This is a genomic window from Nostoc sp. DedSLP03, from assembly GCF_034530815.1.
In the GTDB taxonomy this organism is placed as follows: Bacteria; Cyanobacteriota; Cyanobacteriia; order Cyanobacteriales; family Nostocaceae; genus Nostoc.
Genome location: NZ_JAVRCK010000031.1, coordinates 67,207 through 83,989, shown reverse-complemented (window position 1 = coordinate 83,989; position 16,783 = coordinate 67,207). Strand labels below are relative to the sequence as shown.

Annotated in this window: 11 protein-coding genes and 1 pseudogene; 7 read left to right on the top strand and 5 right to left on the bottom strand. The window is 40.8% G+C overall.

All coding sequences use genetic code 11. The features are described 5' to 3' along the window. Positions 1 to 94 precede the first annotated feature (94 nt). The 3 genes and pseudogenes from RM368_RS16820 to RM368_RS16810 all read right to left on the bottom strand — a co-directional run. A complete protein-coding gene (locus RM368_RS16820) occupies positions 95 to 454 on the bottom strand; it encodes a transposase (protein WP_322695106.1) in 360 nt (119 codons plus the stop codon). Between the two features lie 205 nt (positions 455 to 659). After that, positions 660 to 1,154 (bottom strand): helix-turn-helix domain-containing protein, encoded by a 495-nt coding sequence (locus RM368_RS16815; protein ID WP_322695105.1) that lies wholly within the window; start codon positions 1,152 to 1,154, stop codon positions 660 to 662. 432 nt (positions 1,155 to 1,586) lie between these two features. Continuing rightward, positions 1,587 to 2,100: pseudogene (locus RM368_RS16810) on the bottom strand (transposase); the annotation flags it as partial. Between the two features lie 360 nt (positions 2,101 to 2,460). Between RM368_RS16810 and eis the strand changes: the two are divergent. Both eis and RM368_RS16800 read left to right on the top strand, forming a co-directional pair. Further along, entirely contained in the window at positions 2,461 to 3,639 is a 1,179-nt protein-coding gene (gene eis / locus RM368_RS16805) for a GNAT family N-acetyltransferase (protein WP_322695104.1), read from the top strand. Positions 3,640 to 4,051: 412 nt separating this feature from the next. Continuing rightward, positions 4,052 to 5,374 carry a serine hydrolase gene (locus RM368_RS16800; RefSeq protein WP_322695103.1) on the top strand — a complete coding sequence of 441 codons (1,323 nt, stop codon included), beginning with the start codon at positions 4,052 to 4,054 and terminating at the stop codon, positions 5,372 to 5,374. A gap of 252 nt (positions 5,375 to 5,626) precedes the next feature. Here RM368_RS16800 and RM368_RS16795 read toward each other — a convergent pair whose 3' ends face one another. Then, the gene (locus tag RM368_RS16795; protein ID WP_322695102.1) at positions 5,627 to 7,801 is read right to left on the bottom strand and encodes a cytochrome-c peroxidase; all 2,175 of its coding nucleotides are present in this window, start codon (positions 7,799 to 7,801) and stop codon (positions 5,627 to 5,629) included. Between the two features lie 381 nt (positions 7,802 to 8,182). On the opposite strand from RM368_RS16795, the gene RM368_RS16790 reads away from it, so the two are divergent. Together RM368_RS16790 and RM368_RS16785 are read left to right on the top strand one after the other, a co-directional pair. Beyond that, the gene (locus tag RM368_RS16790; RefSeq protein WP_322695101.1) at positions 8,183 to 9,106 is read left to right on the top strand and encodes a DMT family transporter; all 924 of its coding nucleotides are present in this window, start codon (positions 8,183 to 8,185) and stop codon (positions 9,104 to 9,106) included. Positions 9,107 to 9,613: 507 nt separating this feature from the next. Continuing rightward, positions 9,614 to 11,389, top strand: a complete 1,776-nt coding sequence (locus RM368_RS16785) for an alpha/beta hydrolase (RefSeq protein ID WP_322695100.1) — start codon at positions 9,614 to 9,616, stop codon at positions 11,387 to 11,389. 46 nt (positions 11,390 to 11,435) lie between these two features. Here RM368_RS16785 and RM368_RS16780 read toward each other — a convergent pair whose 3' ends face one another. After that, entirely contained in the window at positions 11,436 to 11,573 is a 138-nt protein-coding gene (locus RM368_RS16780; protein ID WP_322695099.1) for a hypothetical protein, read from the bottom strand. Between the two features lie 271 nt (positions 11,574 to 11,844). Here RM368_RS16780 and RM368_RS16775 point away from each other — a divergent pair, with 271 nt between their 5' ends. The 3 genes from RM368_RS16775 to RM368_RS16765 all read left to right on the top strand — a co-directional run bounded on the left by RM368_RS16775 (position 11,845) and on the right by RM368_RS16765 (position 16,752). Then, positions 11,845 to 14,175 (top strand): ATP-binding protein, encoded by a 2,331-nt coding sequence (locus RM368_RS16775; RefSeq protein ID WP_322695098.1) that lies wholly within the window; start codon positions 11,845 to 11,847, stop codon positions 14,173 to 14,175. A 52-nt stretch (positions 14,176 to 14,227) separates the two neighbouring features. Beyond that, positions 14,228 to 14,701 (top strand): response regulator, encoded by a 474-nt coding sequence (locus RM368_RS16770; protein ID WP_322671192.1) that lies wholly within the window; start codon positions 14,228 to 14,230, stop codon positions 14,699 to 14,701. A 281-nt stretch (positions 14,702 to 14,982) separates the two neighbouring features. Continuing rightward, a complete protein-coding gene (locus RM368_RS16765; RefSeq protein ID WP_322695097.1) occupies positions 14,983 to 16,752 on the top strand; it encodes an ATP-binding protein in 1,770 nt (589 codons plus the stop codon). The last annotated feature ends 31 nt before the right edge of the window (positions 16,753 to 16,783 follow it).

Here is a 16,783-nt window from a genome sequence, read left to right as displayed (position 1 = left end):
CCGGAAAGTGACAGAAGAGGGTTAGAATACCCGGAAAGTGACAGAAGAGGGGTATATGCAGCTTCACAAAGAAACGATCTAAGTTACCATTTCTTTATGAAGCTGCGCTAAATAAAGCTTCAAGAATAAAATCGTAAGAAGTGAGAGAAGTAATCATCTCAGGCGTAATTGTTTTTAGTACATCAGTTAACTTCTGCTGTAGTTGCACGAGGGTTTTACAACTTTGCCATTGCAGTTTCGATTTGAGAAATTCCCAAAAACGTTCAATCGGATTGAGTTCGGGAGAGTGAGGAGGCTGAAAAATAGGGATAATATTATCTGGATAATCGAGAGCTTTCGCTTTGTGAAATGACCCTTGGTCGAACTGTATGACTGCAATATCATCACCTCTTGTCAGCAGACAGTAATTCCAAAAAATGTTGGAAACAATCCCCATTGAGGTAGGGAAACTCATAGAAAAAGCTGTATCCACTCAGAGGTTCAACAACACCATATAAATAAAAATTTTGCCGTTGCCACTGGCTTAAGCCTACAGGTTTAACCCCTAAGCGCCGTAATCAAACGTCCTGCAATTGTCTTTAATCCTAAACGTGTTTCGTCTTGACACAAGTACCTTAATCTCTTGCCCTCTCCAAATTCCTCCTGCAAGAATTTGAATGCTAGAGGAAGTTTTTTTTAAAGTGAGATAGACTTTCTGGGTGTTGTTTAGTGCTTTGAGGACGAGGCACTTTCAACTTCGCGCCTAAACGGTTGCGAACAACTTCATAGACCGTTTTGTAAGCTAGTGAAAGCCCTAATTCACTCTTGAGCCATTGTTGAATTTCACCATAGCTTTGAAACCCAGATGATTCTTGCAACTGTTGTTTCAAGCGTTCTAAGTCTAAACCACTGATCAGCGGAACTTTCCCGGGTGCATGTTTGACTTCAAGCAAGCCCCTTCGTCCTTCATTTTTGTACTTTCTCACCCAACGAGTTATGGTTGCTTCATCGCGTCCTAAACGTTCTGCCAGCGATCGCCTGCTACTGACTTGACCACTCTTAAGCCAATAAAGCATTTGCAATCTTTCTTTACTGCTTGCCACTGTGGTATGTCTGATAGCTTTTTCCAATTCTTTAAGGCTTTCTGAAATCTCAATTTGGAATGGACAACTCATAACAAAATCACTAAATGCACCAGTTTAGAAGTTTGGCATAGTTTGGCGCATCTTCATACAGAATTGGTATTAGCCCTCTTTTGTCACTTTGGGGGAAGAAAAATCAACATAGGATTTAACTGGCAATAGGGAAACTGACTGGACTTGCCCGAAAATGATTCATGAAGTCAATTAATTTCAAAAAGCAACGTTTCATACCATGAATATTAAATACTGTTAACCAAGGTTGAATCAAATGGTAAAAAATTAGTGGTTGAATAATCAATCTCAAGTTATTTAAGGCACTCTTCCATGTTGTGCCGGACTCCCAATCGGGATGTTGACTATATTGAGCAATATTAGAGTTACTGAATGAAGATTCTGGGGTAGATGTAATGCTTGATTGGTGATGTAATTGAAAGTAGGTGCTTTGGATACTGACTAAAAGTCTATTGCTATTTGGGGTTTTGTTTGATATTTATCTCCTGCTTTCAAACAGTTTTTAGGTTTAAATATCTGAAATATTAGCGGATAAGTAATCCCATCGACTACTCCATAAGCATTTACTGATACTATTCCATTCTCTGTCTTTCCTAAGTTCCCGATATATTGACGAGTCACATAATCTGTAGATTTTCCCTTTTTCTTGTCTCCTGTTTCGTCAATGCATAAAATTATTTCTCTTTCTCCAATCAACATTTTTGTTAACCACAGCCTTATTTCTCTTAATTTTTTGATATCCCATAGTGCGTCTCTTAAAAAATGATGACGGCAATTGACCATCTTTTAACCCTACTATTTTTGCTATCTCTGGTAGCGATTTGGTTCTGATTTCTGATAGCATTCCCAAGTGTAAATACTTGAATGCCTCAAAATGTCTCACATCCTCATATATTGAATAATAGTGTTGACAATAGTTATCTATGAAGGCGACTGTATTTACTGCTTCTCTGCGCTGTGTAACCATCAGAGTTACTTACTGTTTCTGTTTTTCTTTCTGATTATACTCTCTCCGTAGTAACAAAAGAGGGATTAGTTTTTAGGCGCTCGGCGCACTCAGCACGCCATTGCTTATGCCAGTTGCGTAAGTCCTGAGAGCAACAAAATCCTTATATAGAGACACGATTGTTCGCGTTTTGAAAGACTAATTATCTAGACCAATAACCCTGAATCCAGCATATTGACAAGTAGTCCAACATTTAAAACCAAACGTGCAGTAGTATAATTGAGGCTGATTCCGGGGTTTTATGGCGATGAAATTGCTCAAGCATTCAAGCAACATCTGCTGTAGTGTGATTGTGTTTTTGTCCAACTAATGGTACAAGAGATGACGGCTCAATTTGAATACAGCACTCTTGCCGATCCACAGGATATTCAGCAGCTAATATATATCCTTGAGCAGTGTTTCATCAGCGGAGTTGGTGGTGAAGAAGCTTATATCAATCTCATTGGCGTAGAAAATTTCCGTATTATTCGGGGATTTGGGCAATTAGTTGGTGGATTGGCAACTCTGGATATGGGTCAGTGGTGGGGTGGTGTGCGCGTACCAATGACAGGAATTGCCGTAGTGGGTATTGCTCCAGAGTATCGCGGTTCGGGAGCTGCGATCGCTCTCATGCAGCAGACGCTTAAGGAACTTTATGCTAGAGGTATACCGCTCTCTGCTCTTTATCCAGCAGTGCAAAGTTTGTATCGAAAAGTCGGGTATGAGCAAGGGGGTAGCTGGTGTAATTGGGAAATTGCAACTAAGAGTATTCAACTGCGGGAGCAACCTCTACCTTTGCAACCCATAGTGAGTATCAATCATCAAGTATTTCACGAACTATATCAGCAGCAGGCGAAACTAACGCATGGATATTTAGACCGACATCGAGCAATCTGGGAGCGCTTAATTCAACCAGATGAAAAGGAAACATTTTACGCATATTTTATCGGTACAAAAGATAAACCCGAAGGTTACATCCTCTTCAGTCAACATTCAAAAGAAGATGGCGCAATCCTGCGAATCAAAGATTGGGTAATTCTCACAGTTGCGGCTGCACAAACATTCTGGTCTTTTCTTGCCAGTCATCGCTCCCAAATTGAACACGTGCGATGGAGGAGTTCTGCAATTGATTCCTTGACATTGCTGCTACCAGAGCAAACTGCCAAGCTTAAGAATACAATGCGTTGGATGCTCCGAGTAGTAGATGTAGTCAAGGCGCTGGAGATGCGGGGTTATCCTTCGGGAATTGAAACTGAATTGCACTTAGATATTCAAGATAATTTGTTAGATGCAAACAATGGTAAATTCATTCTTTCTGTTGCTAATGGACGCGGTGAAGTTACAAAAGGTGGAAAAGGTGAGTTGCAGTTAGATATCCGAGAACTAGCACCACTATATACAAGTTTGTTCGCTCCCTACCATTTGCAAATAGCCGGAAAACTACATGGGACAGAAACCGCTATTTCAGCAGCTACACAAATCTTTGCAGGTAGTTCTCCTTGGTTGGCTGATTTCTTTTAACGTGAGATGTCAACGAACCTTTTTGTGTGTTAGTTCAAGTCTGTTCCTCAGAGTCGGAGAGCGAAAGTTATGTGGCTCCTACGCAAAATCTATATGTATTAGGGTTTTAGTGAATGGATTTTACTTTCTCTCTCTACAAAACATAAGTCGGAAACATAATTAATCCTTCGCTCGTCCTTCCGCTAGATTAACAATTTCTGTTGTTATCAACTCACACCACAAATAAAACTGTCAGCGATTTACTTTTTATAAGTAATGATGATTTATCGTGCTTATCTAATCCCCAGTATCATCTGGTAAAAATAACCAACGGGATTTATGACTTTTTCTCCGGAAGTTCAGCACAGTCATCAGAAAACAATCTAAGTAAACCTGATTAGTCTCTCCTAACTTGCACACCCACATTCACAACATGAAATCACATCTACTGGCGATTGGTTTAAGTAGTTTGGTTCTAATTGCAGGACAAGCTAAAGCCTCACAATTACAGTCTTGGTACTATGATTCTAGCCAAAACCAATTAGACTTAACTACCACTTCGGGAATAGAACCAAAAGCTTTTTTATTAGATAATCCAAATCGATTAGTAATTGACTTACCTGGAACTAATTTTAATTCCGATACTGTCAAACGAAGTTTTGGTAAGGCGGTGAAAGAAATTCGCCTCGGCAAACCAGACTCTCAAACCACTCGTTTTGTCGTCGAGTTAGCTCCTGGTTATGATGTTACTTCTCAAAATATATCAGTTAAAGGAGATTCCCGTTCTCATTGGAGTTTCAAATTCAATTCATTTAACCGCCAAAGTAATCCCATTGTTGGAGAAAATCGAGAAGATATTGCCATCAGAACCACAGATGCATCGACATTTGCTGGAGTTGTAAATCTTGGTCAAGAGATGGTTGGTATTACTTCTCAGATTCGTAGTTTGTTAGCAAGTTATAAAACATTAAATCCGGGAATATTTTTCTTGGATTTAAATACAGGAAACTATATAGATATTAATGGCGAAAAAAGATTTGCTGCCGCCAGTACAATCAAATTCCCCTTATTAGTGGCTCTTTTCCAAGAAATAGACGCTGGTAGAATTAAACTTACCGATAAATTAGTGATGCGGCGCGATTTAAAGGTGGGCGAATCTGGAATTATGCAATATAAACCCATCGGCACTAAATTTAGTGTCTTGGAAACTGCTACCTTGATGATGACAATCAGCGATAATACCGCCACAAATTTAGTTCTCGATCGCTTGGGTGGTGCAGCAAAAGTTAGTCAACGTTTTCGTAGCTGGGGATTGCAAAATACAGCAATGCGGAATCTACTTCCAGATATCGGTGGCACAAATACAACTAGTTCCAAAGACTTGGTCAGATTGGCGGCCTTAGTTTCTAATAATCGTTTGTTATCCCCAACTAGCCGCAATCAAGTTTTAGGCATTATGCGCCGTGTCAAAACCAATAGTTTACTACCAGCAGGTATCGGTCAAGGAGCGACTATCGCCCATAAAACTGGTACATTGAGATTTATCATTGGTGATGCGGGTATTATTCAAATGCCCAACGGCAAAAGCTATTTAGCAGGTGTTTTGGTGCAAAGACCAAACTACGATCGCAGAGCAGGCGATTTTGTCCGTGAAGTTTCCAGAAGAGTCTATAATTACCTAGACAATACCAAAGTTAGCAATATACAACCCAAATTTGGCGATGCCTCTGGCGGGCTACCCCTACGCATTCGTTAGTCAAGCGATCGTAACTACTAGTCCACCACATCAATGAAAAGTGCTGAGTATTGAGTGCTGTTAGCGGAAAGCTAAGGTTTAGCCCGTGCTGAGTAGGGTAAATAAGTTTGTAGTAAGGACTTTAGTCCTTGGCTTGAGGGCTAAAGCCCTCACTACGAACTTTGCAATTGCACTAAATCGTAAAAATAGGGACGTACAGATGTACGTCCCTACATATCTATCTGTATTCAGCTATTTCGTCATGAAATGAGATTAACTCAGGAAATTTGGTGTACCACCATTACCACTCCTACCAACAGCAGGAATTTCCACTGTGTCATCTGTAGCTTTACCAGTGCCGTCATTGACAACGTAATTAGTGTTACCCACATGTCCATTAGGGATAAACAATTGTGGATGGTCAAAGGGCGCTTTATCAAACCGAACTCGGTCATCAGTCAGTCCTTTTAAAAAGGCGACCAAATCCTGTTTTTCTGCTGGTGAAAGATTTAGCGGCGGGAGTACTCCAAAATCACCACCACGATTGTAAAAATCAATCACTTGCTCTAGAGTCGCCTGACCTCCATTGTGGAAGTAGGGAGCAGTTAGTTCCACATTGCGAAGTCCAGGTGCTTTGAAGGCTCCGTTTGCAAACACAGTTTCGCTGGAATTCAACGGTGGATCGAGAGTTGGGGGGTTTTCGCCAAGGAGATCCTTAAATTTACCCAACTGAGCCAATCGTGCCTCTGAAAGCGGATTACTATTCTGCAAACTGTCATTACTACCCAAACCAGGATCGTCCGTAACAGGTCTAACGCCGATATTGAAGAAGCCATTGTCCTCAGGGGATTTTGCACCGAACGGCGCACGTTTGATTCGTCCGTCTTTCTTCACGCTGCTCACTGAAGCAGCAGTTAATTCTAATCCACTGTGGCAACCAATACACAGAGCTTTGCCCTCAAATAGTCCTTTCCCTCGTTGCTGCTGCGCGGTTAGGGCGCTGGTATTTCCTTCCAAAAAGCGATCGTAGGGTGTATCAGCAGCAATGAGCGTAGACTCATACAACTGAACTGCCAACCCAAAGAATAGCGAGAAATTGTACTCCAACAGTGTGTACTCATTGGTTTGGGAAGAGTTATCAGGGCTGTTGACAAAAGTCCTTTTACCTTCAGCATCAACTTGGATGAGTCGATTAGACTTCCACCACTCCGGTTTAAAGGCATCTTTAATCAGCTGATCGTAGGTTTTATCCTTCAGTCCGGGTTGAGGCGATCTACTGTATGCACCTAATACGCTATCTTGTGGATGTACAATCTGTTTGCCTAGTGGTCTGAGGCGAGTTAACTTTTTCGCCAGTACTCGGGGGAGCTTTGTACCCCTAATTGACAGAATATTTTGCAGCTGTGTGCTGAGAGATTTAATGTCGTTAATTTGCCCTGAATTCTCAATAAGTACTACGGAACTGAGTAGCGGCGCAACCAGACTATCACTATTATCTAGATTAAGTAGCGACAGTTTGCTGAGAGATTTTTTGTTGTCAATTCGCCCGAACTTATCACCAATTTCTTTAAAAGTGCGACCATCACCGGACAACTCGAATGAACTGAGTGGCGGCCCGAGCGCTTGAGAAGCCAAAGACGAATTATTCAGTCTGATTTTGACAAATTTGAGTTGATTTGGATTATCTGCTTTCACTACAGAGGCGTTAGGGTCTTTTAAACCGAAGGGATTCACGCCATTAAAGATGTTCTGCGCTCTTCCATCCCAGAAGTTGCGGAAGTTGAATGCTGCATTAATTACGGTTGGCGTGTTACGCGGCTGGACACGGCGTACATTTGTACCTGCCACGTTAAACACCGGATCTAGCTCGCTTTTTACTTCGTCTTCCGCGCTACCGGGCTTAACACTAACAAACTTCGCATTGAAGACCCCCTGAGATGAACTGACATCGTTACGGTCAGATACAACGGTCTTGGGATCGTCCGGGTTTGACAGCTTGTGGAAGGGAAAATCTCCTGGTTTAAGCTGGTAGTTTGGCGAACCACCTACATCAAAAACCGTATCCGGATTCTCTGTACCATCAGCGTTAATCCGCAAAAGTCCAGGAGAAATCTGATTTTTGGATCTATTGTCGGCTCCAGCATGGAAGTGACAACTAGCACAGGAGGTTTTTCCGTCGCTCCCAACCTGCATATCCCAGAAAAGAGCCTTTCCTAATTTGATTGCAGCCGTTTTGTCTTTTACGAAGTCTCCAAGATTATCAGGTTCTGGAACCGATACGCTTTTGAGCGAAACTGGAGACGGACTTGTAACTGCTGATACAGTATTTCCGGCTATTATCGCTGCTAGAATAATGGCAGCAATTGTTACAGTCCTTGAAAATCTCGATCTTAAGTAATTAGCTTTGCCATATTTGAATTTCCACTCTTGCCGCTTTATTTTTGTCATCAAAGATTTGAGCAAAAATCGACCTCTTGAGGTCAGCAATAAGTAACTTGATAAAGCGGTGGTGAAGATTACTAAGCTGATTATGGGTATAATCCCCATAGTTTTTTTCTAAAGTAACACCAAGATAAAGTATACATTTCCGAGGAAGTTTGAAATTTAATATTCATGTAAAATGAACACGCAAATTACGAATTTTAGGTGAATACAAAAAAACCTCTTGAGGCTACGAATCATAAATTGAGTTAGATAAATTTGGTTATTTTATATTGAATTTGCATTAACTAAACTATTAATATATTTTATCGATAAGAGTTTGATAAAATGTTTAGATATTTAAATTAGATATAACTTACTTATCAGTCTTATTTTTTGGATATTTTAATGTTAATACATCAAAGTTCTGGTCGGTGGCGCTTAGGACTAACGTTATCGCTATTGACGGTCTTATTGTGGGGAATTTTACCTATTGCTCTTGCAGTAATTTTACAAGTACTTGATGTCTATACCGTAATTTGGTTTCGCTTTTTGGTATCATTTATATTGCTTGCCGTGTATTTAGGGATACGCGGCAAATTACCAAAATTAGAACAATTGCGCTCTGCTTCTGGAAAATTATTAGCGATCGCTACAATATTTTTAGGGATTAATTACTTTTTGTTTATCCAAGGTTTAGCACTAACATCGCCTGCTAACGCTGAAGTTCTGATTCAATTATCTAGCCTTTTATTAGGTTTTGGAGGGTTAGTAATTTTTAAAGAACGTTATCGTCTGTCTCAATGGATTGGCGTTAGTGTCATGATTTGTGGTTATCTTTTATTTTTTCGCGAACAACTAACGAATTTAATTACAGCACATGGCACATATATACTAGGTAGTATTTTAATTGCTCTAGGAGCGACAGCTTGGGCTATTTATGCTTTGGCACAAAAGCAGTTATTACAATCTTTATCTTCTGGCAGCATCATGTTGATTATTTATGGAGGATGTGCTTTATTATTCACTCCTCTAGCTAAAGTTAAATCACTTTTTATACTTGATACTTTCCATTTAGGAATGTTGATTTTTTGTGCCTTGAATACCTTAATCGCCTACAGTGCTTTTTCTGAATCATTACAACATTGGGAAGCATCACGAGTAAGTGCAGTAATAGCTTTAGCTCCCATTGTGACATTAATAGCAGTCGCAATTGTATCAGTTATTGCACCTGATTGGATACCACCAGAACACTTCACCCTCATAGCAATATTTGGAGCGGGTTTAGTAGTTACAGGTTCAGTAGCGATCGCCTTGGGAAAAGCTGATTAAATGCCATGCTTTTCAGGATTTATACTAGATTTTTCATCTTGTGAATTTGTGCAATATTCAAAGCTACAACATAAATACTGAGGCAGACTATTTTTTATTTGTTATGATTTAATAGTGAAGGCAAACTACTGAAGTCAGTCGGATACTTTACCCATCTGCGTGACTTGGTAGGATTTAATTGTTGACTTTATAGCCGAAATATCCTTGAAAAAGAATTCATAAATCAGAATTCAGGAGTCAGAATAAATTACTAGGGCATTGGGTATCGCTACTTTTTTTGACTACTAAATCTCAGATTTAGTTGAGATTTTAAACCCATTTATACCTATTATTTGAAGCCACCTACATTTGCAAGTCATACATAATTCATCCTGAATTATAACTACTGACTCCTAAATTCTGTTTTGATAAAATTGAGGCTAATAACTTTAAGTAAACCAAGCAGGGCGCCCGAATAACTACCAAAGCCAACACGCGATACAACCAGACCACCGAAACAGTTGAGCGATGAATAGTTTGTTTGGTAATTGGGCCAGCAGCCTCAGAAAAAATTCTTTATTGCTGGTTCTTTCAATGGTGCTGCCAATGTTTGGAATTAGTAATTCTGTCTTGGCAGCAGAGCGGATTTATGCATCTTATTCAGCTTTAGAGCTTTCCATTTCAGTCAGGACTTTAGAGAACTACGCCAAAACAGGTGTAATTAACGAAGACTTAGCAGCTTATCAGCGATATCTACCTTTAGAACAGCTTCAAGAATTGCGGCGGATTTTGCTTAATCGTGTGAAAGTTAGTCCAGTAGTAGTTTCGCAACTTCTCTACACACCCCAAGGAGAATTTTTACTGCATCGATTGGCGCAAGTGATTAAAACCAATCAGCCAGAATTAGGATTAACTACTTTGCGTTCGGCGCTCATTTTAGCCTCTGGAGAATCGGGAGGCTTGACACTTTTAAATGTGTTGCGTAAATATCCCACCAGCAGTATTCGCCTTGATGTCGCCGAGACTTTTGAAATAGCTACGGAATTGGAGAAACTTGTTAACCAAACTCATCAAGCGATCGCAGTTGTTTCTCAAAAGTCTAAAATAGAAGCTGAGAGCATTTCTCAACCAAATTTCTCGCAATTGCCTGATTTACAGGTTCCGGGAAAATTTAAGTCGCAAAAATACATCCTGAAGTTTTTCGACTCAACCCGCAATCGACTTTTATTGACTGATGTTTACATTCCCAATGTCCAGAAGACTGCACCGATAATTGTCATTTCTCACGGCTTGGGTTTAGACAGCAGTAACTTTCAATATTTAGCCACTCACTTAGCTTCTTACGGATTTGCTGTCGTTGTTCCCAATCACCCTGGTAGTGATGCGAAACAATTACGTTCTCTGTTAAAAGGACGCGCTATTGAAGTAGCAGAACCAAGCGAATTTCAAGACCGACCTTTGGACATAACATATATACTGAATCAATTGCAAAAAGATAATCAATCTGATTCACGGTTTAAAGGTCGCCTAAATCTGCAACAAGTCGGAGTATTTGGTCAATCTTTGGGAGGCTACACAGCCTTAGCCCTAGCAGGCGCTAAAATCAACTTTGAGCAGCTAAAACAAGACTGTCAACCAGCAGCACTCCAAAATACCTGGAATATGTCTTTACTGCTCCAGTGTCGCGCTTTAGAATTGAGCATCAGCAAGTCTGGCAAAGATTATAACCTGCGGGATGAGAGAGTAAAAGCTGCGATCGCAGTTAATCCTATTACTAGTTCGATTTTTGGCAAAGCTGGTTTAAGTCAAATCAAAACTCCAGTGATGATTGTCAGCAGTAGTGATGATACTGTTGCACCAGCTTTATCCGAGCAAATTTTACCTTTTTCCTGGTTAACGAATCCCCAAAAGTATCTCGTCACGCTTGAAGGTGGCACACACTTTTCCATCATTGGCAATGCAAACCCTGCAAATCAACAAGTAGCATTACCTGCTGATATGATTGGCGATGCTTCTCAAGCGCGTCGTTACATGAATGTTTTGAGTTTACCTTTCTTCCAAACATACATTGCAGGCAAGCCGCAATACACACCATATCTGAACGCTGCTTACACTCACAGCATTTCTAGTAAGCCTCTTGGTTTGAGTCTCGTTAAGTCATTGAATACAACTGAATTAGCACAATTATTGGATATCAAAGCAGCCAAACTCGTTCAAAAAAAAGTTCCCAACACCATAGTCAGCTTCGGATTTTGGATGTTGGATATTGGTGTTGCATTGCTGCATGTGATGATTTTTATTTGATTTGTACAGACGTAATTAATTACGTATGGAAAATTTATTTGCACCTTTATAAAATCAGAGGTTCAATTCTTGCTTGCACTTCTTCAATTAACTTTTGTTCAACTTTCTCTACAAACAAAACTTTTCTAACTTTCCAGTTTAGTGATTTGATCTGATCGGCTAGCACCACGCCACTGGTTATCATTCCGTCAGAGCTGATTCGTAAAGAAAATCTTAAGGATACCCAACTCATTGCTGGGCATGACTTTCAGACAATTAACGCTTGATTGACTCAAATTCCTGAAACCCTTACGAGACAAAGACTTTACTTTAGTTTACAAATTAGCTCTTAATTAGTGTAAAAACCATAAGCAGTATAGATATATGTGATCGCATTCATACTTATCAGCATATACTTTAAAGAAATATGACATTTAATTACGCTATTTTAAAACTAGCTTTACATAAGTTAAGTTATGAGCCAGCCGGAATATACTACAGCCCAAGCTAATGCCCTGACTAACCACGATCGCAAACCTATTCACATACCTGGCTCTATTCAACCTCATGGCATTCTTCTGGCACTCAGTAATCAGTTACAGATACTGCAAGTTAGCAACAATACTCAAGTGTATTTGTGCAAAGCTCCAGAAGAGTTGCTCGGTCAACCTTTGAGCTATTTACTTGAGCCTCAGCCAGTGGAAATTGTCAAGCAGTGCTTAGTAAAAAAGATTGGCAGCGCTAATGTTTTTAAAGTACTAATAAATACTTTGTATGGAGAAATATACTTTGATGCTATTGCTCATCGTACAGAAGAAGCTGTGATTCTGGAGCTAGAACCAACTGACTCGGAATTTGAGATGAGTTTCTTAAACTTTCATAGTTTTGCGAGTGAAGCGATCGCTAAAATGCAAAGGACATCGAATTTGGGAGAATTTTTGCATTTAGTAGCCGAAGAAGTTCAAAAAATCATCGGTTTCGATCGGGTGATGGTTTATCAATTTGACGAATCAGAAGCGGGTTCTGTGGTTGCAGAAGTTAAACGGGAAGATTTATCACCTTATTTAGGACTCCACTATCCCGCTACAGATATTCCAGCGCAGGCTAGGGAGTTATACACGCGCTGCTTTCTGAGATTTCTCCCCGATTTGACTGCCGAACCTGTCAAACTAGTTCCAACGGAAAATCCGACAACACATCAGCATCTTGACTTAAGCTACTGTCTGCTACGGAGTTTTGATTGGTGTTGTACTGAATATCATCAAAATATGGGGGTGAAGGCTCTTTTGGTGATTTCAATTATTCAAGAGCAGAAGCTTTGGGGATTAATATCCTGCCACCATCAAACACCAAAGTATATTTCTTACGAAGTCCGTAAAATGTGCGAATTTTTGGGACAGATTGCATCTTCAGAATTAGCACACAAAATTAGTAACTCGGAATGGGATTATGAAGTAAAACTCAAATCGCTACAGTCTGAGTTCCTTGAGTCTATTTCCCAAGCAGACAATTTTATCGATGCCTTAATCAAACCGGAACTCCGCTTGCTCGATCTTGTTAGTGCTTCAGGAGCGGCGGTTTGTCTGGATAATGAAATTACCCTTGTGGGGACAACACCGAATATTGATGAAGTTCAAGCACTGATTGAATGGGCGAATACCCAAGTTAGTGACAATCTGTTTGCTACTGATTCTCTGCCGAAGCTTTACCAAGAGGCACTAGTATTTAAAGATACTGCTAGTGGCTTGTTGCTACTGCGGATTTCTAAAATTCGGCGCTATTATATCCTTTGGTTTCGCCCTGAAGTTCTTCAAACGGTACACTGGGCAGGAAATCCACAAGAATCCATGCAAGCACAGGCAGACGGTAGCTATACCCTGTCTCCCCGAAAATCCTTTGAACAATGGCAAGAAACGGTTAGATTAACTTCTCTATCTTGGAAACCTTGCGAACTTGACAGTGCGATCGCTTTGAATAATGCGATCGTTGGTATTGTACTCTCGAAAGCAGATGAATTAGCTAAAATCAACCTGGAGTTAGAACGCAGCAATCAAGAACTAGCATCCTTTGCCTACGCCGCTTCCCACGACCTCAAAGAACCTTTGCGAGGCATTTATAACTTTTCAACAGTGCTGCTAGAAGACTATGCCCAAGTATTAGATGATGATGGAATTGAGTGCTTGCAAACAGTAGTATCCTTGTCTGTACGCATGGAAACTCTGATTAATGCTTTGCTGCGGTTATCGCAGTTAGGACAAGCACAACTGCGTTTGCAAGCAACTGACCTCAACGAATTACTCAACCAAGTAATCGACATTTTTCGTGCTAGTCGCCAAGACTCTGGGCTTGTAGATATCCGCATTCCTCGACCTTTACCAACAGTTTTGTGCGATCGAGTCCTGGTTAATGAAGTCTTCAGTAATCTGCTTGGTAATGCGTTCAAATATAACGATAAGACAGAGCAATGGGTTGAGATTGGCTACTTTTCTCAACAAGAGGCAGAGGGGCAGAGGGGCAGGGGAGCAGAGGAGCAGGGGGAGACAAGGGGAATAACTCATACCCAATGTCCCATGCCCCATGCCCAATGCCCAATATTTTATGTCCGAGATAACGGCATTGGAATTCCCCAGCATCACCTAGAAACTATCTTTAGATTATTTAAGCGGCTCCATTCCCAGCAAAAGTACGGTGGAGGAGCAGGTGCAGGATTAGCTATTGTTAAGAAGATTGTTGAGCTTCATAACGGTCAAATTTGGGTTGAATCTACCGTAGGCGTTGGCTCGATTTTTTATTTTACGCTGGAATAGTTTAAGATAATGACTAAATATATATTTTTGTTAAGCTCTTTTAAGACCACGAATGACAAAAAAACTTCATGAACCGCTGCTCGTTGTTGAGGACAGCAATGAAGATTTTCGGATGCTGCAACGTCTGATGCGGCGTATGTCTGTCCAGAATCCCATACACCGTTGTACGAATGGGGATGAGGTTTTAGAGTTCCTTTATCAACAGGGAAACGATGCCTACGCTAAGGACGAAGACCTACCCAACTCAAAAGTAGCATTACGACCCTCTGTAATCTTGCTCGATCTCAACTTGCCAGGTATTGATGGGCGTGACATTTTAGATCGGCTCAAGCAGGATAAGAGTTTCAAGGGAATCCCCATCGTTGTTTTTACCACATCATCTAACCCCAAGGATATTGAATTGTGCTACCAAAAGGGCGCAAATGGATATCTGGTAAAACCGATGGATGCTCAAGAACTAAAAAAGACGATCCAGGCATTTGTAGACTACTGGCTTGAAGCTAATACGCCGCCTGTGTTGGATTAATTTATTTATTTTTTGTCGATCTAGCAGCAGGGAAAAAAGGATAATAAAGGAGACGGCTCAGAGAACACAGAGACATTTTCCTCTTTAAGTCACTGTGTCTGTTTGTCTGTGTGTAGATTCCTTTTCCCCATTCTCCTGTTTTTGACTATTTGGTGTTTCTTTAGAGATTACTAAAGAATTTAGATTTTATTTACACTTATTTTATATTATTTTTAGAATTATGCAAGAAAACACAATCTGGATAAAAGGGATCTATATAGCTCCCTGATCCTCATAACCTTATGTTGGACACATGGACGCTACTTATCATCGATGATTGTGCCGCAGATCGGAAAATCTATCGTCGATATCTTTTGAAAGATCCGCACCAGTCCTACCAGATTTTAGAGGCAGACTGTGCAGAAGAAGGACTTGCTTTGTGCCAAAAAGTACGCTGCGATGTCATTTTGCTGGATTTTTGCCTACCTGATATGAGTGGGTTAGAATTTTTCGATCGCATCCAGCAGGAGATATTTAAGACTTCTGTCCCCGTGATTATGTTGACAGGGCGCGGTGATGAAGAAATCGCTGTGCAGGTAATGAAACGCGGTGCTTTGGATTACTTAGTCAAGCAAAATCTGACACAGGATGTGCTGCAACTAGCAGTCCGCAACGCCATTAAGCAGTCGTGCTTGCAAGCCCAACTGCTCAAAACTCAGGAGAGACAACGCCTAATTGCCACAACTGCTTTACGAATTCGCCAGTCTCTTAACCTAGAGCAAATTTTGAATACGGCTGTAGCCGAAGTACAGCAACTTCTGAAGTGCGATCGCGTGATGGTTTATCAGTTTGCCCCAGATACAGGTGGTAAAATAGTCGCCTCATCAGTTGAGTCATACAGCACTGTAGCATTGTGCGATCGCGTTGGCGCTGGGACTGGGGAGCAGGGGAGCAGGGAGCAGGGAGCAGGGAGCAGGGAGCAGGGAGCAGGGAGCAAGGGAGAAGTTGCAGTAGGTCTTTCCCCTCTGCCTCTGTGCCCCTCCGTCCCTCTGCCTTTTGTGCCTAATTCCCAATCGCCAATGCCTTATATCTATGAGCTTGGCTTGTGTAATTGTGTCAGCCTAAAAGAGCAATTTAATAGTAAGGCAAATCTGGTAGTTCCGATTAATCTGAGCAACAATGGGAACCCAACACCCAAGCTTTGGGGTTTATTGATTGCTCACCATAATTCCGGGGAGCGACAGTGGCAAACTGATGATGCAGAAATGCTTAATGAAGTATCAGTACAGTTAGCGATCGCAATTCAACAGGCGGAATTGTTAGCCCAAACTCAAGCAGCCCTGGCCAAAGAAAAGCAACTCAATGTATTTAAATCTCAAATAATTACAACGGTTTCCCATGAGTATCGAACGCCGCTAACTTCAATTCTGGCTGCGGCATCAACTTTGGTAAAACATAGCCAGCAACTAGATGAGTCCAAACAACAGAGGTTCTTGGGAATCATTGAACAGAAAGCGAGGTATATGTCCAAACTCGTGGATAATATGCTTCTGGTTAACCAACTTGAACTGGAAAAACCCAAGTTTCAACCGATATCAGTCGATTTACTACAATTTTTTTCTGACCTTTTAGAACAAGAGCGAGAAACAGTAAGCGATCGCCACGAATTGATTTTTAAAATTACTGGTAATCATCATGGATTTTGGGGCGATCGCGGACTTTTGCAACAAATTTTTATTAACTTAATGTCCAATGCAATTAAGTACTCTCCAGATGGAGGTAGTGTAGAATTCCACCTGATCGGCAAAGAATCAGAAGCCATTTTTTACATCAAAGACTGTGGAATTGGTATCCCGATGGTAGATCGAGAAAATTTGTTTCAATCCTTTAGCCGTGGAAGTAACGTTGACACAATTCCTGGTACAGGCTTAGGACTAGCGATCGCTAAAGCTTGTGTCGAGTTACATAGGGGCAATATTACTTTGTCAAGTGAAGTGGGGCAAGGAACTAAAGTTACAGTTAGCTTACCGAAAATATGCCCAACTGGTCAATTATCCCCATCATCCACTTAATTTAGATAATTTTAAAAAGCATATTGTAATA